Here is a 20,695-nt window from a genome sequence, read left to right as displayed (position 1 = left end):
ACAAGCTCCCGCCGGAGCTACACCAGACTTTTACGCTTGCCGGTTGCAAGATCAACCATCCGCCCTCCTTTATCGGACACATAGCGTTGAATAATCCGGGCAGTATCCGGATGAGATTCCAGCCATTTTACCCGGTCTACAATTTCTTCAACTCCCAGCGATTCAGTTTTGGAAACGTAGCCATAGCCTCTGTACTTTCCTTCCTGAACTAAGATCACGGCTTCTTCATCGTGGGTTCGCCCACGATCAAAGAGCAGAAAATCGTAATCGAATACATTACGAAGGTGCAGCCGGGCTTCCTCCGCCCGCATATTGTAGTCTTCGGGAGACTCTTCGTTACAACAGGCACCCCGGCACTGTTTCAAGTGATAGTAAAAGCAAATCTTCCCTGAGTTTTGCTTGGTGAAGATGCCGCAAAGATCGAGGTGTTTCCGGACAAAGTTGAGTCGCCCCTTAGCGCGCGTTAGCGTGGGAAACTCACTTATCACATCCTCCTCCTTTCTCACCTGAGCGGTGTTTTTCACGATGTCGAAACACCGGTAGCCCTTTTCGTTCAGCTTCGAGATAATGACGTAAGCAAACTTATTCCGTCGTTGCGCCCGGTTGATGCTTGGCTGCAAACGCTTTATCTCCTCGCTCTCGTGCAAAAGCGCCACCAGCTCTGAGCCGGTGAGTTCATACGTGATATCCGCAACCGTACGGGCGATCAGAGCTCCTTTGCTCGTCCGGTCGTTGAAGTGCTGAGAGACCCGGCTGCGGATGTTTACACTCTTGCCGACGTAGATCACTTTCCCGTCCTTATCGTGGAAGTAATAAACGCCACACTCCTCGGGCAGGCCCATGATCTGGTCCAGTTTCATGTTCTGAGGAAGCCTCGTTGCCGAGATGCCACGGTTTACCAGCGTCTGAACGTCTGTGTCGGATTCCGGGCCAGCAAGGCAGAATTTCAACAGTTCCGTAGTGGCCGTTGCGTCCGCAAGCGCACGGTGATGGTTATCCAGCCGGATACCGAAATGCTTCACCAGATTACCAAGACTGTAGGACTTAAGACCAGGATAGGTCTTACGGGTCAGCCGTACGGTACAGAGTTGTTTGCGGGTAAAAGTGTACCCCAAACGCCGGAACTCCTCCTTCACGAAATCGTAGTCGAAACGGCTGTTGTGGGCAACAAAAATCCGGTCTTCGGTTAATTCGATGATCCGTTTGGCTACTTCTTCGAACTTAGGAGCGCTCTTCACCATTTCCTGAGTGATTCCCGTTAGTTCCACGATTCCGGCAGGAATCCAGGTTTCGGGGTTGATCAGGGTTTCGTAAGTTTCGATTACCTTTTCGCCGTCGAAGATCACAATACCGATTTCGGTTATACGACAACGGCTGGCTTTGCCTCCCGTTGTTTCTACGTCTATAATCGCGTATTCTTTCTGCTTCATGTCTTGAGTGAAAATCTGTGCTCCCCGCAGGAAGAGAAGGTATAACCAGGCGAGTGAGCCGGGGCTGAATCCCGTTTCAATCGACAAATCCCCCACTAAATTACTAATGCAATGGCCAAGGTACTAATAATTTCTGTTTTTCTAATTTTATTTACCTCAAATTGTAGCAACAACACCGTTTCGGATACGGCGAGAACGCAGGTGCAAAGCGAACGTATCGAAGAGCAAAGCGATTTGAATACTGCTCCTTCCGAGTTCCGCGAGGCTCGTCCCGCTGCCTTCCACACAAAGTCTTACGTCCCCCGACTTAACAGGAAACGTGTCGCTCTGGTAGTCAACCAAACCTCGACCATCGGAGACGTTCACCTTGTCGACAGTCTCCAGCGCCTCGGCCTGGACCTGAAGAAGATATTTGCTCCTGAGCACGGTTTCCGGGGCGCAGCCGACGCCGGAGCCACCATAAAAGACGGCATCGACCAACAATCCGGCCTGCCCATTAAGTCGCTCTACGGCAAGAACAAAAAACCCTCCGCTCAGGACCTGGCCAACATCGACGTAATCGTCTTCGACATTCAGGACGTAGGTGCGCGCTTCTACACCTACATTTCCACTCTTTTCTACGTAATGGAAGCCGCCGCTACCCACAATAAAGAGGTGATGGTGCTGGACCGCCCTAACCCGAACGGCCACCTGATCGACGGGCCTGTCCTGAAACCGGAGTTCAGCAGTTTTGTGGGCATTGCTCCCATTCCCGTTGCTCACGGCCTTACGGTAGGTGAATTCGCCAGAATGGTGAACGGTGAAGGCTGGCTTCCGGAAGGGAAACAAGCCAGGCTGACCGTAATCCCGATGCAAAACTACAGCCACGAGCTCGCTTACGAACTCCCCGTTGCGCCGTCCCCCAACCTGCCCAACGCCCGTAGCATTTACCTCTACCCCAGCCTGTGCTTCTTCGAAGGAACTGCCGTCTCCGTTGGCCGTGGCACCTATAAGCAGTTTCAGTTGTACGGCCACCCTTCGTTTACCGCCGGAGACATACGCTTCACCCCTACCCCCGGCCCGGGCAGTGCCAGCCCTAAACTTGAAGGAAAGCTTTGTCGTGGTTTCGATCTTACTCTGCTCTCTCCTCACCTCGTCCGTCGTCCGGCCCTTCAGTTGGATTACCTGGTCGATGCCTACCGCGACCTCGACAATCAGGGTGTGGAGTTTTTCACCCGCCCCGATTTTTTCGACCTCCTGGCCGGAACCGATGAGCTCCGCCAGCGCATCATCGCCGGAGATTCCGCCGAAGCCATCCGGGCCGGATGGGCCGCAGAACTGGCCGATTACCGACTGCTGCGCAGTCGGTACACCCTTTACCCATAGGGGGGCTACTTCGCTCTTCAGCGTCTACCAAACTTCATTGTGGAGCCTGGCCGTATAGCCTCACTCCGCACCTGCGGCCGCGCCCGTTTCTTAAATATTTTCACGATAAGGCCAATGCTCCGTTAAACCGGCGTTAAGCTTGGCTCCGGAGGACCTTCCTGCTAGGAAGCCAACGGAACGACGTCTACTTTAGTGACACATTAATACACCTCATCCAAAAAGAAACCCGCATGAAGACCCTGTTCACCACCCTCTCCCTTTTATTTACACTCTGCCTGTTCGCGCAGGAAGAAATCGCTCCCACACCAGAAGCATCGATCACCAGCCTGCAAGCCAACCTTGGTACCATTCATCTGGTCCACGAAAGAAAGATATCTTCAAAATCGACGGTCCGGCTCGAAATCGGTGCCCGACAAAGGTTCCGTTACTCCTCTCCGGAGGTATCTCCGAATTACTACGGCCTGCAGCCGGTATTTGGCCTGAGCGGGCGCCATTACTACAACCTGGCCAAACGGGCAGAGCGTGGCCAAAACACGGCAAACAACAGCGGAAATTTTGTAGGTCTGACCGCTCAGTACCGTCCCGACTTCTTCCTTTACAACACCAATTCCAGCATCACGACCAACGATCACTTTAGCGCCAACGCGCACTGGGGTCTTCGCCGCCAACTCGGGCGGCGCTTCGACTTTGAATTGACCGCAGGAGTAAATCTCCGTCCGGGAAGTCGGCTCGTTGGGCGACGGTCTATCTTAGGCACGAGCCGGCCCAGCATCAACTGGCGCATCGGTTACCGCTTCTAGCGGTAGTGTACCTGCAGTTTGATTTACTTGAACCGGATTGCTTTCACCGGATCAATTCGTGTTACCAGGTAAGACGGAACGACCAAAAAGACGAGCGTAATCAGGAAGGTCCCCAAATTGAGCCCGATCACGGTCATCCAGTCTACATCTATCGGTGCCACGGAAAGGTAGTAAGACTCTTCGTCGAGCTTTACGAGTTCGAACGTTTTTTGCACCCAGCAGAGCGCAAGGCCGATAGCATTACCCAGTAGTAGCCCAACGATGATAATAAAAGCGGCGTAGTAGAGGAAAATCTGCCGGATGCTCCAGTTGTTCTGCCCCAGTGCTTTTAGGGTTCCGATCATGTTTGTCCGCTCCAGAATGAGGATCAGCAGAGCGGTCATCATATTGATAATGGCTACGATGACCATCAGGGTAAGAATCAACGCCCAGTTATAGTCCTGAATGTCCAACCAGCTGAAGAGCGTATGGATTTTCTTTCTGATGCTTTCACCGTACAGGTCCTGTGGCAGGACCTGGTAGTGGATATAACCGCTTATCGCTTCAAGGTCATCGAGATTATCGATCGTAACCTCAAAACCGCCGACCTGATCTTCTTCCCAGCCAAGCAACGCACGCGGTTGTTTGATGTCTACCAGCGCAAACTGCCGGTCGTATTCCTCGAGGCCCGTTTTGTAAATTCCCGTAACCGTGAATTTGCGGGGCCGTTCTTTCAGCGACCGGTCGATGAACGTGAAATCGACCCGATCTCCCAGGCCGACCTGCATGCGGTTAGCGGTGATGCTGCTGATGATGATTCCTCGGCTCGTGCTGTCGGGAGTAACCTCTAAACGTTCACCTTCAATCAGGTAGCGCCCGAAGTTTTCCCAATCGTAGTCTTCTGCGATTCCTTTCAGGATCAGTGCTTCCTGCACCGGCAGCCGTTCCCCTTCTTTGTATACCGAAGCAACGCCCGGCAATACGATGAACTGCTGAATATGATCGATTCCACCTTTAGTTGTGGTTGCTTCTCCACCCTTTTCGCCAAGGCCGCCGCTGTAAGCCTCAAGGGTAATCTGGCCGGTAGTATCCAGGCTGGGATAGAAATCCTGCTTATTGGAAATCGGATAGTTGTAACTGTCCAGTATCCGGTAGCTGGCAGCATCAGCGGTGATATGGATATGCCCCCAAAAGCCAAATATTTTGTCAGAAATCTCTGACTTGAAACCGAAAATGAGTGCGCTGGCCAGCACCATCGTCGCCATTGAAATAGCAACGGCTGCTACCGCGATGCCAATGATGGTTCGGGAGATCGACTTAGTGCCGCCTTTAGCGACGTTACGGGCAAGAAATAGGGGTAAGTTCATACTGAAGTGTAAACTTACGATGTTGAATCGGTATTGTCCGTTTGCCGCGCGGTAAAGCCCGCCTACCAATAAAAAAAGCCTTCCGGCAACCATCGCTGTTTGTATTGAGCGGAAGGCACCGAAAGGCTTTGTATGGTAGAATCTTCAGGCAACGCCCGAGATCGTTTTCTGTGGGTTATGCTTTCTTTAGCAGGTTCATCAGTACGCTAACTACGAGCAGTACAATGAAGATGTAAAAAAGGATTTGGGCAATTCCGGCCATAGAGCCAGCGACTCCACCGAATCCAAGGACAGCGGCGATAATGGCAATAACGAAAAAGATAAGTGCGTAGCGTAACATGATGTGATAGTTTTACTGTGTATAAATGAGAGGTAGCAAATCTGAAGATCCACTGCCCGGTTAATTCTTGTTTATTGGATGGCCTTAGCGTTTTTTGCGCTCGCAGAGCATTTGCTTGATCTTTACCCGGCCGGTAAAAATGCGGCTCTTGACTGTGCCCTCAGGCAAATTAAGCTGATTGGCTATCTCGGCACAACTGAGTCCCTTCTGATAAAGTACGTAGGGAACGCTGTACAAAGCACCTATAGAGTTCAGGATAGAAACCATGTCTCCTGTCCGTCCTTCTTTATTAACAGGTGTTGCTCTTAAAGCAGATTCAACCTGCGCACTGTTCGCTTTTCCAAAAATTAAATTGGCTTTCGTAGGTAAACTGGCGGTAGAACTAAGGAAGAATGAAGCGATAGACATAGGTAAGTTGTTTTTGTTGTTACCCTTCTCTTAGCAAGGTCCGTGCCACAAACACAAATACCTCATTTTCAGCAGTTTAAATAACATTCTTACCCAACGAAACTGTTTATATTTAAACAAACCTTCTCTTTTCAGGAAAAATCCTGTTCAAAGAGTAAAGGGAATCAGCAAAGTTTACGGAACAAAAAGCGGGTCTACCCGCGGTTACGGAGATCATCGATGAAGCGGGTAAGTTCCTGCTCATCGTACACCAGTACCTCCCGGGGTTTGGATCCTTGCGACGGACCTACGATGCCCAGTTGCTCCATCTGATCCACAATTCTGCCCGCCCGGTTGTAACCAAGCTTGAGGCGCCGTTGGATCATCGATGTAGAGCCGTGTTGTTGCTGAATGATCAGTCGGGCGGCATCCTCAAACATATCATCAAGGTCAGCATAGGAGAGGGCTCCGGAGCCCGCCAACTCTTCGTCGGTGTTGTATTCAGGCAGCAGGTAGGGTTCCACGTAGCCACGCTGGTTACCGATGAAGTCGATCACTTCCTCTACTTCGGGCGTATCGACAAAGGCGCCCTGAAGCCGCACAACATCTCCTCCGTTGCTCAACAGCATATCTCCCCTTCCGATCAGCTGGTCTGCTCCGCCAGCATCGAGGATGGTTCTTGAATCTACCTTGGCGGTAACCTTATATGCGATACGCGCCGGGAAGTTGGCCTTGATCACACCGGTAATGATGTTGACCGAGGGCCGCTGCGTAGCGATGACCAGGTGAATACCTACCGCACGGGAAAGCTGGGCCAATCGCGCAATCGGCATTTCCACTTCTTTACCGGCCGTCATGATCAGGTCGGCAAATTCGTCGATGATCAGTACTATAAACGGCAGGAATTTGTGTCCTTTCTCCGGGTTAAGGCGGCGGGCGACAAACTTCTCGTTGTACTCCTTAATGTTACGTGCGGATGCTTTTTTGAGCAGGTCGTACCGCTGGTCCATCTCTATACAAAGGCTATTCAGGATATGAATAACCTTGGTTGTCTCGGTGGTGATCGGTTCGGTCTGGCCGGGCAAAAACGCAAGGAAGTGACTCTCCAGCTTAGCGTAAGGGAAGAGTTCAACCTTCTTCGGGTCAATCATTACCAGTTTCACCTGACTGGGGTGCTTCTTGTAAAGCAACGACATGATGATCGAGTTGATACCGACCGATTTACCCTGACCGGTCGCACCCGCTACGAGCAAGTGGGGCATTTTGGCCAGATCGGCCACCAACACTTCGTTTTTGATGGTTTTACCCAGGGCGAGCGGCAGGTCCATCTTAGCGTTATTGAACTTGTCGCTCTCAATCACTTCCCGCATGGAAACCATCTGCGGGTTCTTATTCGGCACTTCAATACCGATGGTGCCACGCCCGGGAATTGGAGCGATGATACGAATACCAAGAGCTGCGAGGCTCAGAGCGATGTCGTCCTCCAGGTTTTTGATCTTGGAGATTCTGACACCGGGAGCAGGAACGATTTCATACAGCGTCACCGTTGGCCCGATGGTGGCACGGATTTTCGTGATCTCGATTTTGTAATTCAGCAGGGTTTCGATGATCTGGTCCTTATTGGCTTCCAGTTCAGACCGGTCCACTTCTGTTTTTCCGGGCTCCCGGTCCAGCAGAAGCTCGATATGCGGAGGAGCATAATTCGGCAAATCCAGGGTCGGGTCGTACGGCTCGGTGTGGTCTTTGTTTTCCGCCGTTACGGCGAGGCTGGTATCAATTCCCTCGTCCCCGTCCGCGATGGTAAGGTTGGCGTCGCCAACCGCGAGGGGATCGTGGCTCACCAGCGTGAGGTCCCCAACTGATTCCAGGGGCAGTTCGGTCTGTTCGCCGGGCACTTGCTCAATGCCCTTGTCCGAAAGCGTCGGAGGCCCGTCGATCTCAAAATCGGAACCATCTCCCGGGCTCAACGAGAGGCTAGACTTTTTAGCGGGCGCTGACGCAGGTGCAAGAACCGGTTCTTTGACAGGCTCTGGTGCTGCTTTCTTTTTGGGCTCGAAGCGTTCCGGCCTCTTCTTCCCCCGGAAGCGTATTCTTTCGGAAAAATGATCTCTGATGTCGTTACCGATTTGGCGGGGCGAACCGTTGAAGTCGATCCTTGCCTCAAAGACCAGGTACAAACCAAACAAAGCGAGTAACAGCAGAATTACACCAAAGCTCCCCAACACACCCGTAAGATGGCTGACCAGATACTGCCCGACCGCTCCACCAACCGGAAACTGCCAGACTTTACCTATCGTGAACTCAAGCAAGACCGCAAACCCGATCACCGCCAGCATAACCTTTACGAACAAGGCTCCCATCGGCTTGATGCTCTGTCTCCGCAAACGGTTAAGGCCTAACTGCCAGACCAGGTAGACGATCCCAAAACTCGGAAGCCCGAACAGAAAATACATGTAGAAATTGGAAAGGAAGGCACCTAACCGCCCCAACCAGTTATCGACCGTGGGGCCGTCGTTCAGCAGCAGTTTCCAACTAAACCTCAGCACGCGGTCCTGATCTACCTTCCAGGTAAACAGATAGGAAGTGAACGCTACAAAGAGGTACACAGCAATAAAAAGCAGGAGCAAACCGAATAGTTTCGGGATGCGCTCGTCGTTCAGCCCCATTTTGAGACCGAGCTGATTCGGGTTTTTCGCTTTTCTTTTTGCCATACAGTAAGTCGGGAATCGGTAATTCGCTTGGTGCGAAAGTACGGAAAATTACTGAGGGAATTCAATTAGATGTGAATAGGCCAGCCGGATAAGCATCTGCCAAACCAGCTTATCTTACGCCTTTTGCCGTACGTAATGTACAAGCTGTCCCCGCAATTTCACCAGGTCCGTTTCCAGTCACTCTCTGCTACGTAAAACGAAAAGCGCTCAAGCTCAGGAACTAAAAATGTATAGCAGGCTTGCTACTACCAGTAAAAAGAGGCACCCAGCGAAGGAAGAACAGGCAACTGATTGACCCTTTCGTTGCTCACCCGGTCTACGTAAAAGATATTTTCACGATTGTAGCTGTTAGTTACACTGGCCGTTACTTCCATGCGTGCACTTCCGCCGAATTCGAACTTCCGCTTCAGGCTTAGGTCGAGGCGGTGGAAATCACTCAGGCGGCCGCCGTTGCGGTCGGAACTCAGCAGTACGCCCAGGTTACCGTTACCAGTAAAGATCTCAGGCAGTACCGGACGGGTACTCAGGTCAGGCTCTTCGATGAAGCCCTGGGTCTGGGTGAAGGGGAAGGCGGAACCGAAGTTGTAACGAAAGCCAAACTCCCAGGCGTTGTTTCCGCCAAAAACGTAGGTACCGTAAGCATTGATGTTGTGACGACGGTCAAAACTCGTTGGGTACTCAGAAATATCATCGGTGCGGGTAACGTACCCAAGGCTGTAGTTGCCGGCCAGAAGGACACGACCGTAGCGGTATTCTGCAGAGATGTCTCCACCGTAGGCAAGACCCTCGGTACCAACAAAGTCAGGATCGCTTGCGCTGAGTTTGTTGCGGTTCAGCTCGATCAAACGGGTGAAGCCCTTATAGTAACCTTCTACATTGATGGTCAGCTTCTCATTGATGTCGTACTCGAAACCGGCAATACCGTGGATGGCTTTCTGCAGGTTGTCGCTCGCGGGGGTGACGCCATCTGATTCGAACAACTGACGCTCAGGACCAACGAGGTAACCGTTGAAGAAGTTAACAATATCAAGGTCGTTCTGCGTAGAAATCAGGTTCTGGCTGTACAAGCCACCCGCTGCTTTCAGACGTAATTTGTCTGTAGCATTGAATTTCAGGCCAAGCCGCGGTTCCGGTGAGATGGTGTTCTGAGAAGCATAGTACTGCACCCGGAATCCGGGCTCCAGGATCAGTTTGCCGATCGTTCTTTTGTATTTGGCAAATCCATTCAGCTCCGAAGTAAAGTCTTCCTGATTGAAGGTTACGTTAAGCGGATTGACGAAGGTGAACTTTGTGTTCAGGCCATTGAAATCGAAACCATAAGACAGTTCCGTATCTCCGCCAAAGTAGGTGAAAGTTAGTTGTGCAGTATAGTTGGAGATTTCACTGCTCCGTGGTGCTCCGGATTGCTCCTGCAATGCTACATCATAAACCGAGGCACTTACAACACCATCGATCACTACGTTGCTGCTGGGCGGTACGATGTTGAAACTCGCACCACCGCCGTTGTTGGTCCATTCCAGTTTCGCGAGGTTCGGTACTTCGAAGTCATCGCTGAAGTTGAATCCGAAGAGGTTCAACTTGGAGCCGTTACCACCTACCATGCTGATCTTACCATAGAGATCCTGGTAGTTGTACGGCAGGCCAATGTCTTCTCCGGCCAACTCAGACGAGTCGTCCTGGTTGAAGAAGTTATCCTGAACAGCATAGCCATAAAGCGTTTTGCTTGTTTCCGCCAGGAGGCTCCGCTTACCAGTCAGCAGATAGCTGATGCTGCCACCAGTGTTCGGGTCGAGCTTCTTGATTGGTCCTTCCAGCAGAACTTTAGCCTGAAACGGGCTGGCGGAAACCAGGCCTCCGAAATCAGTTTTGTTGCCTTCGCGGGTCTTGATGTCTACGATGGCCGAGATACGTCCGCCGTATTCTGCATTGAAGCCACCGGTGTAAACGTCTGCCGAACGAATCGCTTCTGTTTCGAAGACAGAGAACAGGCCGATAGAGTGAAAAGGATTATAGATCGTCATTCCGTCCAGCAGCAGTTTGTTCTGTACCGGGCTACCACCACGGATGTAGAGTTGGCCGCCCTGGTCTCCGGTACTCACCACTCCGGGAAGTACGGTCAGGTACTGAGCAATATCGGGTTCACCACCCGTAGCCGGAAGCGACATGATCTGCTCGCTGCTGAAGGTAACTTTGGAAACAGCCACGTCTGACCTGGCCTGCTCGCGCCGTGCGCTCACACTTACGGTTTCCAACTTTACACCTCCGGCCTGCATGTTAATGCGCTTGTATTCAATTTCATTTTCAACGGCAATGTTGACGTTCACCGCAACGCTGTCGTAACCGATGTAGGTTGCAATCAGTTTGAAGTCGCCGGTTGGCAAATTACCGAAGGTGTAGAACCCATCGATGTCTGTGTTCGCGCCCCGGTTTAGTCCATCGGGGCCAAGCAACTGCACGGTACCGAACGAGATGGGCTCGCCACTCTCTCCGTCAAAAACGTTGCCGCGGATTATTGCAGACTGCGCGGTAAGAACAGTAGAAAGAACAAGCAGGGAAAAAAGGAAGAGGTTCCTCATGTGGCTGGGGCGTTGGAAGGTTAAAATCCCTGAGGTTCGACTCACGACTTCTGAACTTGTCGGCAACGCCTCGTGGTGGTTGCGACCGATGAGAATCATGATCAAAATTCAAGGCTTCGGTTATTTACCGGATTCTGCGCAAAGGTAATTTGCCGAACGACAATTGCAGCCCAAACTTGCCACCCCAAGGCCCTTCTAACCGCCCGAAGTTGGTCGGAGGTCTGACATCAATGGGATACAAACCTGCATTTTAAACCTTTCCCTGCACCTGCGGTCGCGCCCCTGATATCGGTCACGCCGTAAGTCAACCTTCCGTTTTCGTCAGTAAAATAAATGAGCATCGGAATTTCGATAACGAAGTCAGGTGGTTGGACCGCTACGATTTTCATCCACGGACCGTTTATCAATTTGGCCGCCACGATTATGTATTCGCCAACATTACTCTAATAACCAGCGTCCAATCTTCATCGACTTTTCCGACATCGGGCCCTTACCTTTTATCCGTACGTACGGCGTGAACGACGACATCCGAAAAACGGTCCCCCCCGCAACGTAATCGGCACAAATGGGCCGAGCGATAAAGCAATCGCTCGGCCTGAGGGCTACTACCATATACTCGTTACCATACCGGACGGAAGCCAGTTTCTCGGTAAACTTTCTTTTTAAGGTCGTCGTAGCCCTATGTGCTGGTGATAGCGATCATCTTATCTTCCACTAATCGGACCAGATCGATATATTCCTGAGAGCGTTTTGTTTCCCGGTCGCGACTGAGCGGCAAATCTATGTGAACATGCTCGGTGAATCGGCTGGGGGCCGGCTTCATCATATAGATATCATCGGCCAGGTAAACGGCTTCGGGGATATCGTGGGTAACGAAAATGATGGTCGGGTGGATTCGGTGCCAGATCTCCATCAGCAGGTCCTGCATCTGGAGGCGGGTATTGATGTCGAGTGCGCCGAAGGGTTCGTCCATCAGCAGAATATCGGGGTTGGCGATGAGGCTGCGGGCAATCGCGATGCGCTGCAGCTGTCCGCCGGAGAGCGTCGGGTACTGCGCGAACTTATGTTCGTGGCCCGCAAGGCCGACCAGTTCGATCATCTCAAGCGCCCGCGACTGGCGCTCCTGTAGTTCAACCCCCTGGTATTCCAGCGGCAGAGCTACATTATCCAGCACCGTCCGCCAGGGCAGGCTGGAGTACTGCTGAAAAACCATACCTACGCGGGGAGCCTCCCCGAGAGGCTTTCCCTTCACCAACACCGTGCCTTCGGTGGGGCGCTGCAACCCGGCGATGTAGCGCAGAACGGTACTCTTACCGGCGCCGGAGGCGCCGAGGATCACCACGAACTGCCCCTGTGCGGGCTTGTCTTCGACGAGAAAATCGAGCCCCTTGATGATCCAGCTGTTGCCGCCGTCATAACTCTGACTGATGTTACGCAGCTCAACTATGTTGTCCAGGGGGGTATCGGTAAAATTTGGCATGGTTATGGGTTTTCCCCAGGCTTTTTGCGATGCGTACAGCGAGGGGTGAAAACGAGTATCTCAGTTGGATCAGTTGGCAGTTTCGGGTTTTGCGGTGCGCAGGCGGACTTCTCCGTAAATAATCATCAGCACCGCTGCTGCAACAATGACAGCGACGATGAGGCCGAGGATAGGGATGCTGCCGGTCAAGGCCGTAAGCAGCAAGTAGCCCATCACAACACCGAGGATGATGAGGAAACCGGTACGGGTTTCCTTCAAACCCGGGCTTACGGCCTTTACGTCGCGGTACGGGAAGAGGCGGCGGTTCATGTAAGCGAAGAGTTGGTCCTGGCAGTAGCCGATGATAACGATGGTGATGAGTACAGCGAACACTCCCGCTACGTTGCCCTGCCGGCCAAGGATGTAACTCAGTGATCCCAGCCCATCATCGCGGTAATAAACCTCGGCGATGATGATGTACGTCCAGCTGATCGCCGTAAGCACCCGGATATCGTCGATGAGTTTGCTCAGTACGGCGGGTACGTAAACAGACTTTACGAGTTGCCAGTCTGAAGCCCCGAGGGTATAGGCTGTTTTCAGGTAAACGTCCTCGGTTTCCCAGAGTCGTTGCATGACCACCGGAAGCAGGTACACCAAAATACCGAAGGCAAGGAAGCTCACCTTCATCGCTTCCGATGATTCCGGGCGGAAGAGAATAAGGAAAAGCGGAGTCAGCGCCGTAAGCGGAACGTACCGCAAAGTATCGATCTGGCGGCTGAACATCGCCTTTGCTACCGGGCTGATGGCAATTGGTATACCGATCAATAAAGCAAAGAAAACCGCCCAGAAATAGCCCTGCAGGTTGCGCCACACCGAAACCCGCGCGTGAGTGAGCAGGCTTTTATTGATGGAGCCATCCGCGGGGTTTATCAGTTCGGGGAAAGCACCAAAGACCTTGAGTGGTGGCGCCAACAGGGGATAGACCTTTTTGAACTCACGGGCATCCGCGTAGGCGATGGAATCTTTAAGCAGGAGCTCTTTCCGCAAAGCGATTGAGTCCGGGTCGGTACTCAGACTGGATGGCATTCGTGAATTCTGGAACCCGACGGGCGACTGCACCGATAGTTGCTCGGCCAGTAACCACCAGACAGCCAGAAACAGAACCAGGCCAGCGACGGCAAACAGGCTCTTTTGTAAACTCGTGAAACGATATGGGGCATCCAGTAAGGACATGGGCGGTTGATGGTCTTGGTGATCGGGGGCGTAAGATAGTAGAATTCGGGGTTTGTAAGTAGTAATTAGTGGGTAGTAGGTATTACTGCCGCTGATGCCACTCATTTCGCTCCGCTCATTCGCCTTCGACGAGTAAACGCCGCGAGCTACGCTTGCTCATCATGGGTAAACCAAGCGTAACACCGTGCCCTGATGCACGATAACTGCGGCAGCACTGCCTGTTTGCTCTTCTTACTACTTAGAAAAAGGCCAGGGAACGTCTTCGAGGGCCTCCTCCATAAAGTCGATCAATTCCTGGCGGCCGGTCTCGTTGACAGCGCTGGTGATGAATATCCGGGGTAGTTCGGCCCATGTTTCGAGGAGTTTAGCCTTGAAATCTTCCACTGAGCCTCCGTCCCGGGATTTCTTCCGGTCGGTTTTGGTGAATACGATCACGAAGGGGACTCCGTGCTCTCCAAGCCAGTTGATGAAGTCCAGGTCGATCTTCTGAGGAGGTACATTGGCGTCAACGAGCACCATGGCGCACAGCATCTGGTGGCGGTTACGAAAATAGTCTTCGGTTCGGCGCTCCCACTTTGCGCGGGTGGATTTGCTACGCTTAGCGTAGCCGTAGCCGGGCAGGTCAGTCAGGTACCAGCTATCGTTGATCATAAAGAGGTTGATCAACTGCGTTTTGCCAGGCGTGCCGGAAGTCCGGGCCATCTCTTTGCGTCGGCACAGCATATTGATCAGGCTGCTTTTGCCCACGTTAGAGCGGCCGATGAAGGCGAACTCGGGGCGATCGCTCTTGGGTGCCTGCTTGATCTGGGCGTGCGAGCTTGAAAATTTTGAAGTAACGATGTCTGACATGATCAGGATTTGAGGGGGCAAAGCTAAGGTTTAAGGAGTCTGTTTAATCAAACAAACCGATTTTCCGGTATAATCTGTTCACAAAGCGATACGGATATATTGGCGGGGACGCGGGTGCAAAGAAGGTTGATGGCTCCCCTACCCTTCTTATCATATACGCTCCTCCGGTACAGGAAGCGCTGTTGCCCCAACCGGATACCGGTTTGTCGGCCCGCGCCTTGCCTTCGTCGATCAAACTTTGCACCTGCGGCCCCGCCCCGCATATTTGTAGCATCAACAACAAATAATAACCCACCAAATGATCTGGAATAACTTCATCCTCGCACTAAACAATGCCTTCAAACTCAACGGCCGTAGCCGCCGCGCAGAGTTTTGGTCCTTTGCACTTGTATCAGGTCTTTTCGGGATGGTTGCTTCGTTTTGGGACGGGGTTTTCTTCGAGGCCGAAGTACTGGAGAATATGTTGGAAATTGCATTCTTCATTCCATCGATTGCCGTATCAACCCGCCGCCTCCACGACGTGAACCGCAGCGGCTGGTGGCAGCTCATCGCCTTTACCGGTATCGGCCTGTTCGTACTCCTGTACTGGTACGCCAAGGACAGCGATATCCACAGTAACGATTATGGTGTAGGCCCCAAATATGGCCATAACACCCTCGACGACATGGTTTCGGACACCTATTCCGACGATCAGATAGTATAACACTGACACCCTGTAACCCCTGAAACTCACCTACACCCATTTATATTACTAGTCATCCTTATCTGTTTTCTCTGCGCCGTCTCCCCCCTGGGAAGCGGCGTTGCTTTTTTTAAGAAGACGCTGTTTTGATTTTCAAACAAATTGAAACAAAAAATTGAAAACAATTTGCAATAACAAACAAATTGATTTACTTTTGTAATCGTCACTGGCATTAGTGGCAGGTTGCAAAAAGTTACAGTGTTATGTCTTCTCCATCTTCTGCCCCGGCTCCGCGTCGTGGGAACAAAAATGCTATTACTATTGACTGGCGCCTTCTGTGGCACCGCCTGCTGGCCCGTACCGGTCAGTTGTTCACTTCTCTACGACATAAGGCGGGGCGTACAGAATACATCCCTCCCGCCTGGATGCAACGCTTCCGCATCAGTTGGTTCCGCCTTGGCCTTATGGGCCTTGCCGCCTTCATCTTCACCCAAAAGCAGGTAGACTTCACCCTCAGTGTGGGTAAGGAGGGCCTGGCGATTGGTGCGAGTGAGGGTCGCCACTCCGCTCTTAATACCGGAGATAAAAGTGCTGCGACCGCTACAATGGGTATTTTGCCCGTCAGCAATCATCCGTCAGCGGCCACCGGGCCTGCCACCAGCGCCTGGAACGTAAACGACCTCGACGCTGCTCAAGTCCGCGCATACGTTAATCGTTTCGAAAAAGTAGCTCAGGGCGAAGAGCAAAAATTCAGCATTCCGGCCCCAGCTGCAATGGCTCTGGCAATCCTTAACAGTAAGGCTGGCCAGTCGACTGCCGCCAAACGTGATAACAATCACTTCGGCACCATCACTTCAGACCGGTACTACGAGAACGCCTGGATGAACTGGCGCGCGCATTCCGAAATCGTCGACAAGCGCTTCCCTGAACTCGCCGACAACTCCGTCAACTACCAACAATGGGTGGCCGCGCTGGCCAAAACCAACTACAGCTCCGACCGTCAACTGTCCTCTAAGCTGATGGACATTGTTGAGCGGTTTAACCTGGACCGGCTGTAGAGCAATCGCAGTATCGCTTCCAAAGGGCCTCTCCCCCTGCAGCACTCTCCCGGTCAACGAACAGGCTGATGAACAAAAAGGGCATTCATCTTCTTCCAACCTCAGACGCGTTTCTGAAAACTGGTTTGCAGGGTACTTTTCAGGGGGTCCGGAACGAGCTCTTTTCAAGAATTTTCTCTAAGTGGTTTTTTCCCGGGCCGCTTCACCACTGGTGAAGCGGCCTTAATTGTTCTACCTGTACTGAATCTGCTACAAGGCGTCACTATCCGCCTTAAGGTTACCTGAGTTCTATTCTTTCAATGACCGTCCCTACGGTAACCCCATCCAGTATGTTTTGTCCTTCCGTTACCTCTCCAAAGATGGTGTAATTCCCATCCAGGTGCGGCGTGGCCCGGTGCGTAATGAAAAACTGCACACCTTCGGTATCCTTTCCTGCGCTGGCCATGCCAATCAATCCCGGCCGGTCCCAACGGACACCGGGTGTTTCTGTCCTGAGGTTGAATTCTTCGCTCCCAAAGCCATCCCCTAGTGGTCCGCCGCCCTGGGCGACAAAATTGGGTACTACGCGGTGGAAAACTTTCCCGTTGTAATACCCTGCCCCTACGAGCTCCAGAAAGCTGGAAACAGTAGCCGGAGCCATGTCTGGCCACAGTTTCAGCACTACCCTTCCCGCGGGTAGCCGGATAACGACCTCCTTGCCTGCTCCTTCACCGATGATGTTCCAATCTATAGGTTTTGCGTCAGCATCAACGGAGTACGGCTCCGGAACGGGCTCGCCCGCCAAAGCAGCGCGGGCGGCGTCGACCGCCCGGTATGCCTCAATGTCACGGGGCAACTGAAACCCCAGCAGTGCGGTATTCATCCAGTCCAGTTCAGTATAAAAAGGCTGATACAGTTCAGGGTTGTCCGTCAGGGCTCCTGCCGCAGCGTATGCCGGCCCTACTTCCTTACTGTAAATCATCTCCCTGAAGTAAAGGGATAGATCATAGCGCACTCTCCGGCTGCTTTTCTTGAAAAAAGCATTGAAGTCCTCGCGGTTACTTATTTTCTGGAGTGCTTCAGCGGCCGCACTCCTCACTGCCGGCTGATCGGTCTTTTTGTAGAGTTCATAGATATTGCGGTAATTCCACGGATACTCGGACAAAGCTGCCAGAATATCGGTCCGCTCGTACGCATTGGTTGTTTTGCTGTAAGCTTGCTGGAGGTCATAGTTCAGAAAACCACGGTGATCAGCAAAGTAAACCGGCAGGTGCCGCTGCGCGGCAGCGTACAAAACGTACCGGACGTTGTTCTCGAAAGAGTCACGCGACAGTTTGCGGTAGAATGTAGCGTCGGTATCCAGGCCGTTATCGCGCAGAAATTCTGCGGCGGTACGCCGCACCAACGGATGGCTGTCCTTGAGTTTTTCAACGACGGGCTCTCTGATACTTGCGTAGTCGAAATCAGCCAGTGATCGGATAATTTCGGTACGCACCCGCCAGTCCTTTTGGCTTCTCAGCGCCCGCAGCAATGCTACCCTGCCGGCGGGCTCCTTCTGGCGGCCAATTGTACGGGCCACCCCCATCAGGATTTCCGGGTCAGTTTCGATGCGTAACAATTCACGCAAAGACCTGTCTGATGCGGAATCTACGGCGACTTTAAAACGGTGCAGGTAAAAGGCTGCAGGGTGCCGTGCCTCCATCGGCGCAGACCGGTCGAGCACCAACTCCAGAATTCGTTTATCCCCCTCGGGCGACTGCAGGCTCCTGCGCGCAAAATAGAAGAGGCTCCATGCCTGCCCTGCAATAAGGGCCGTATCCTGATTGGTATAGGTAGAGATACTACTGATACTTTTCTGGAGCCCGGCGTCCCCCGTTTTTCCTACGGCAGCCAGCAGGGTTGCATTATAATCACGGTAAACGCCATCCGCGTCAAAAGCTGCTGTCAGCGTATCGGCAACTCTTTCGGTGCCGGATTGCCCCAGAGCATAAGCAGCAGCCTCGCGGATCAGCTCGCTTCTGCTCTGAAGTAAGCCGGACAGTTCTTTGATCACTTCGTCGTTCAACGTCGGGAAACTACCGAACGCCCGGGTAGACAGGTAACGATAACTGGGGTCTTCGTGGGCCAGATAAGTCAGCAAGCTATCGGTATTTCGTGTATTCTGATGCTCATAAATCCGTTGGCTTACCGCATCGTTAAGGTCTATGACAACACCTTCCACGACCTCTTCATCGGAAGGAGGGACACAGGACAGCGCAACGCCTGAAAGAAGCAGGCAGGTAAGGAAGCGGAAAATTTGCACCATAAATTCAGGACGCATAAGTCGGGTTTGATTTAAAATCCAGGGCTAAGTTAGTCCATCAGCCACCAATGCTCTACCCCCTTTGCTTTAAACAGCCGAAATCTTCCTGAGAAGCTTCAAAAGGCCAGGCACTTTGCATTTTGTCGTCCTGACAACTGTATCACAGCAATCACGATTCAGATGCGACCATAAAGCCTAAAGCCACTTTCAAACGTTATTAAGTTGCAACCAACTTACGGCCAGGATGAAAAAACTAAGTAATTACCGTCGCTTTTTCAGCGAATCAGCCTTTTGGGGAAAGCTACGTCGCTTTGCCTCTGCGGCAGGAGTGAAGACCGTTTACTCCGCGCTGTTGCTGTATTACGCCTTCAAGCGTGACGAGACTCCAGCCTGGGCCAAGCGTTCCATTGTTGGTGTATTGGGCTATCTCATCACCCCGCTTGATGTTTTACCTGACCTCACACCTCTCGTTGGATACACCGATGATATCGGCGTTCTGGGGATGTGTCTGGTAATGGTTGCGGCCTACATTAACGATGATGTCCGCATGCAGGCCCGGGAACACCTGGCCAGGTGGTTCCCATCTGTTCAGGAATCTGATTTGATCGAGGTTGAGGAAAAGCTTTAGTTTTCAGGTTCGGGAACAGCGCTATTCATAGCCGGTTTCCATCCAGAATAATTTAAGCATTGGCGGTTGGACGGCTATTCCCGACAACTCCGCTGTTCATTCTACCCACTACTATTATAATTACTTAACTTGCGCTTCAACATGAGCATAGTCGAAGATACCGACGTCCTGCTACAGGATGTGGAGGCACATATAGAGAAATACATTCAGGAGGAAATCAATTCAGATTTCGTCTACCACAACTTCCAGCATACTTATGCCGTCGTAGAAGCCGCGACCGAGTTAGCGGAGCACTATGAGGTGAGTAAAAATGATCGCCTGGCCATTATTCTGGCGGCCTGGTTTCATGACACCGGCTACGCGGAAGGCTGGGAGGACCACGAAGAGCGCGGTGTTCGGAATGCCACCAACTGGTTGGCGTCTAAAGGAGTTACCGATCAGCAACTGATCGATAACATCGCAGGATGTATCCGCGCCACCAAGATGCCCCAACAGCCGCAGAATTTCCTCGAAGAGATCGTCGGCGACGCCGACCTCAGCCACTTGGGAGACCTCAGTTATTGGGACCGTTGCGGTCGCGTTCGTCAGGAATTTGCCATTACCCGGAACATGATTATGTCGGACCAGGAATGGATCGATTTTGAACTCGGCTTCATGCTCAACCATGAGTTCCACACCGAGGCTGCGCGGGAGATGTTCGGCGAACGCAAAAGCAAGCACGTCAAACAGCTCTATAAAAGAAAAAAAGCGTTGTTTCCCGACCAAACGCCTTCCAACCTGGAAGAACTTGAGGATGCCAAGCGGCGCAAAAAAGAGCTGAAAAAGCTAAAAAAAGCAGTCGCGAAAGCCGAACAGAGAAGGGACCCTGAATTCAAACCGGGGCGGGGGGTAGAAACCATGTACCGGGCGACTTACCGCACCCACGTTAACCTGAGTAGTATTGCCGATAATAAGGCCAACATCATGTTGTCGGTCAATGCTATTATCCTCAGTATTTGTGCGGCAAACCTGTTTCCCAGTCTCGATAAAAACCCACACCTCGTCGTCCCGTCCGTCATTTTAGTAGGGGTATGCCTTGCTTCTCTGTTTTATGCTATTCAGGCTACACGCCCCAAAGTAACGGAAGGGAAAAGCAGCATGGAGGATATTAAAGCCCGCCGCAGTAACCTGCTCTTCTTTGGCAATTTTTACAATATGCCGATCGATGATTTCCATTATGGCATGATGGAGATGATCAGAGACGAGGACTTCCTCTATTCGTCCATGACAAGAGACCTCTACTACCTGGGTGTTGTTCTTGCCAAAAAATATGAGTTCTTGAGAATTTGCTACAATGTCTTTCTATTCGGCCTGATTGCCGCAGTGATCGCTTTTGTAGCCGCGGCGGTGATTTACAACATCAACCACCCCATCAAGTAAGCGGTCAAAGGCCGGTTGTCTCCCCCCCCACTGCGAATCACTTTACGGGTACTTTTGCTCTGCAAAAGGTGACCGGCCACTTGAAGACCCGACTACGTCAGGACGCTTCAAGACCCTGGTAGTCAGCACCG

16 protein-coding genes are annotated in these 20,695 nt (G+C 52.1%); 6 read left to right on the top strand and 10 right to left on the bottom strand.

Going from position 1 to position 20,695, the window contains the following annotated elements; translation table 11 throughout:
• Positions 1-17 precede the first annotated feature (17 nt).
• On the bottom strand, positions 18-1,517 hold the full coding sequence (locus FUA23_RS01405) for an exonuclease domain-containing protein (RefSeq protein ID WP_246143980.1): 1,500 nt from the start codon (positions 1,515-1,517) through the stop codon (positions 18-20).
• Between the two features lie 24 nt (positions 1,518-1,541).
• Here FUA23_RS01405 and FUA23_RS01400 point away from each other — a divergent pair, with 24 nt between their 5' ends.
• Together FUA23_RS01400 and FUA23_RS01395 are read left to right on the top strand one after the other, a co-directional pair.
• Positions 1,542-2,795: an exo-beta-N-acetylmuramidase NamZ family protein gene (locus FUA23_RS01400; RefSeq protein WP_147928920.1), complete on the top strand. Its 1,254-nt coding sequence runs from the start codon at positions 1,542-1,544 to the stop codon at positions 2,793-2,795.
• A gap of 230 nt (positions 2,796-3,025) precedes the next feature.
• Positions 3,026-3,595, top strand: a complete 570-nt coding sequence (locus FUA23_RS01395) for a hypothetical protein (RefSeq protein ID WP_147928919.1) — start codon at positions 3,026-3,028, stop codon at positions 3,593-3,595.
• 23 nt (positions 3,596-3,618) lie between these two features.
• Here the strand turns inward: FUA23_RS01395 and FUA23_RS01390 are convergent, their stop codons facing one another.
• The 8 genes from FUA23_RS01390 to yihA all read right to left on the bottom strand — a co-directional run bounded on the left by FUA23_RS01390 (position 3,619) and on the right by yihA (position 14,496).
• A complete protein-coding gene (locus FUA23_RS01390) occupies positions 3,619-4,941 on the bottom strand; it encodes an ABC transporter permease (protein ID WP_147928918.1) in 1,323 nt (440 codons plus the stop codon).
• Between the two features lie 175 nt (positions 4,942-5,116).
• Complete coding sequence (locus tag FUA23_RS01385) at positions 5,117-5,281, bottom strand: DUF1328 domain-containing protein (RefSeq protein WP_147928917.1); 165 nt, start codon at positions 5,279-5,281, stop codon at positions 5,117-5,119.
• 84 nt (positions 5,282-5,365) lie between these two features.
• Entirely contained in the window at positions 5,366-5,689 is a 324-nt protein-coding gene (locus FUA23_RS01380; protein ID WP_147928916.1) for an RNA polymerase sigma factor, read from the bottom strand.
• 194 nt (positions 5,690-5,883) lie between these two features.
• Positions 5,884-8,379: an FtsK/SpoIIIE family DNA translocase gene (locus FUA23_RS01375; RefSeq protein ID WP_147928915.1), complete on the bottom strand. Its 2,496-nt coding sequence runs from the start codon at positions 8,377-8,379 to the stop codon at positions 5,884-5,886.
• 245 nt (positions 8,380-8,624) lie between these two features.
• Positions 8,625-10,955 carry a TonB-dependent receptor gene (locus FUA23_RS01370; protein ID WP_147928914.1) on the bottom strand — a complete coding sequence of 777 codons (2,331 nt, stop codon included), beginning with the start codon at positions 10,953-10,955 and terminating at the stop codon, positions 8,625-8,627.
• 679 nt (positions 10,956-11,634) lie between these two features.
• Complete coding sequence (locus FUA23_RS01365; protein ID WP_147928913.1) at positions 11,635-12,435, bottom strand: ABC transporter ATP-binding protein; 801 nt, start codon at positions 12,433-12,435, stop codon at positions 11,635-11,637.
• Positions 12,436-12,504: 69 nt separating this feature from the next.
• Positions 12,505-13,647 carry an ABC transporter permease gene (locus FUA23_RS01360; RefSeq protein ID WP_187270843.1) on the bottom strand — a complete coding sequence of 381 codons (1,143 nt, stop codon included), beginning with the start codon at positions 13,645-13,647 and terminating at the stop codon, positions 12,505-12,507.
• A gap of 234 nt (positions 13,648-13,881) precedes the next feature.
• Positions 13,882-14,496: a ribosome biogenesis GTP-binding protein YihA/YsxC gene (gene yihA, locus FUA23_RS01355; RefSeq protein WP_147929092.1), complete on the bottom strand. Its 615-nt coding sequence runs from the start codon at positions 14,494-14,496 to the stop codon at positions 13,882-13,884.
• A gap of 298 nt (positions 14,497-14,794) precedes the next feature.
• Here yihA and FUA23_RS01350 point away from each other — a divergent pair, with 298 nt between their 5' ends.
• Together FUA23_RS01350 and FUA23_RS01345 are read left to right on the top strand one after the other, a co-directional pair.
• Positions 14,795-15,199: a DUF805 domain-containing protein gene (locus FUA23_RS01350; protein WP_147928911.1), complete on the top strand. Its 405-nt coding sequence runs from the start codon at positions 14,795-14,797 to the stop codon at positions 15,197-15,199.
• Between the two features lie 242 nt (positions 15,200-15,441).
• Complete coding sequence (locus FUA23_RS01345; RefSeq protein WP_147928910.1) at positions 15,442-16,236, top strand: glucosaminidase domain-containing protein; 795 nt, start codon at positions 15,442-15,444, stop codon at positions 16,234-16,236.
• A gap of 277 nt (positions 16,237-16,513) precedes the next feature.
• Here the strand turns inward: FUA23_RS01345 and FUA23_RS01340 are convergent, their stop codons facing one another.
• Positions 16,514-18,535, bottom strand: a complete 2,022-nt coding sequence (locus FUA23_RS01340; protein ID WP_147928909.1) for a peptidylprolyl isomerase — start codon at positions 18,533-18,535, stop codon at positions 16,514-16,516.
• A gap of 226 nt (positions 18,536-18,761) precedes the next feature.
• On the opposite strand from FUA23_RS01340, the gene FUA23_RS01335 reads away from it, so the two are divergent.
• Together FUA23_RS01335 and FUA23_RS01330 are read left to right on the top strand one after the other, a co-directional pair.
• A complete protein-coding gene (locus tag FUA23_RS01335; protein WP_147928908.1) occupies positions 18,762-19,145 on the top strand; it encodes a YkvA family protein in 384 nt (127 codons plus the stop codon).
• Positions 19,146-19,286: 141 nt separating this feature from the next.
• A complete protein-coding gene (locus tag FUA23_RS01330) occupies positions 19,287-20,564 on the top strand; it encodes a Pycsar system effector family protein (protein ID WP_147928907.1) in 1,278 nt (425 codons plus the stop codon).
• The last annotated feature ends 131 nt before the right edge of the window (positions 20,565-20,695 follow it).

This window comes from Neolewinella aurantiaca (assembly GCF_008014675.1).
Classification (GTDB): Bacteria; Bacteroidota; Bacteroidia; order Chitinophagales; family Saprospiraceae; genus Neolewinella; species Neolewinella aurantiaca.
This window is presented reverse-complemented; position numbering and strand designations above follow the sequence as displayed.

Bases quoted from the DNA above. Each gene is read 5' to 3' on its own strand.
- yihA (WP_147929092.1), bottom strand. From the start codon at position 14,496: ATGTCAGACATCGTTACTTCAAAATTTTCAAGCTCGCACGCCCAGATC.
- FUA23_RS01335 (WP_147928908.1), top strand. From the start codon at position 18,762: ATGAAAAAACTAAGTAATTACCGTCGCTTTTTCAGCGAATCAGCCTTT.
- FUA23_RS01390 (WP_147928918.1), bottom strand. From the start codon at position 4,941: ATGAACTTACCCCTATTTCTTGCCCGTAACGTCGCTAAAGGCGGCACT.
- FUA23_RS01345 (WP_147928910.1), top strand. From the start codon at position 15,442: ATGTCTTCTCCATCTTCTGCCCCGGCTCCGCGTCGTGGGAACAAAAAT.
- FUA23_RS01370 (WP_147928914.1), bottom strand. From the start codon at position 10,955: ATGAGGAACCTCTTCCTTTTTTCCCTGCTTGTTCTTTCTACTGTTCTT.
- FUA23_RS01380 (WP_147928916.1), bottom strand. From the start codon at position 5,689: ATGTCTATCGCTTCATTCTTCCTTAGTTCTACCGCCAGTTTACCTACG.
- FUA23_RS01350 (WP_147928911.1), top strand. From the start codon at position 14,795: ATGATCTGGAATAACTTCATCCTCGCACTAAACAATGCCTTCAAACTC.
- FUA23_RS01375 (WP_147928915.1), bottom strand. From the start codon at position 8,379: ATGGCAAAAAGAAAAGCGAAAAACCCGAATCAGCTCGGTCTCAAAATG.
- FUA23_RS01365 (WP_147928913.1), bottom strand. From the start codon at position 12,435: ATGCCAAATTTTACCGATACCCCCCTGGACAACATAGTTGAGCTGCGT.
- FUA23_RS01330 (WP_147928907.1), top strand. From the start codon at position 19,287: ATGAGCATAGTCGAAGATACCGACGTCCTGCTACAGGATGTGGAGGCA.
- FUA23_RS01395 (WP_147928919.1), top strand. From the start codon at position 3,026: ATGAAGACCCTGTTCACCACCCTCTCCCTTTTATTTACACTCTGCCTG.
- FUA23_RS01340 (WP_147928909.1), bottom strand. From the start codon at position 18,535: ATGCGTCCTGAATTTATGGTGCAAATTTTCCGCTTCCTTACCTGCCTG.
- FUA23_RS01360 (WP_187270843.1), bottom strand. From the start codon at position 13,647: ATGTCCTTACTGGATGCCCCATATCGTTTCACGAGTTTACAAAAGAGC.
- FUA23_RS01400 (WP_147928920.1), top strand. From the start codon at position 1,542: ATGGCCAAGGTACTAATAATTTCTGTTTTTCTAATTTTATTTACCTCA.
- FUA23_RS01385 (WP_147928917.1), bottom strand. From the start codon at position 5,281: ATGTTACGCTACGCACTTATCTTTTTCGTTATTGCCATTATCGCCGCT.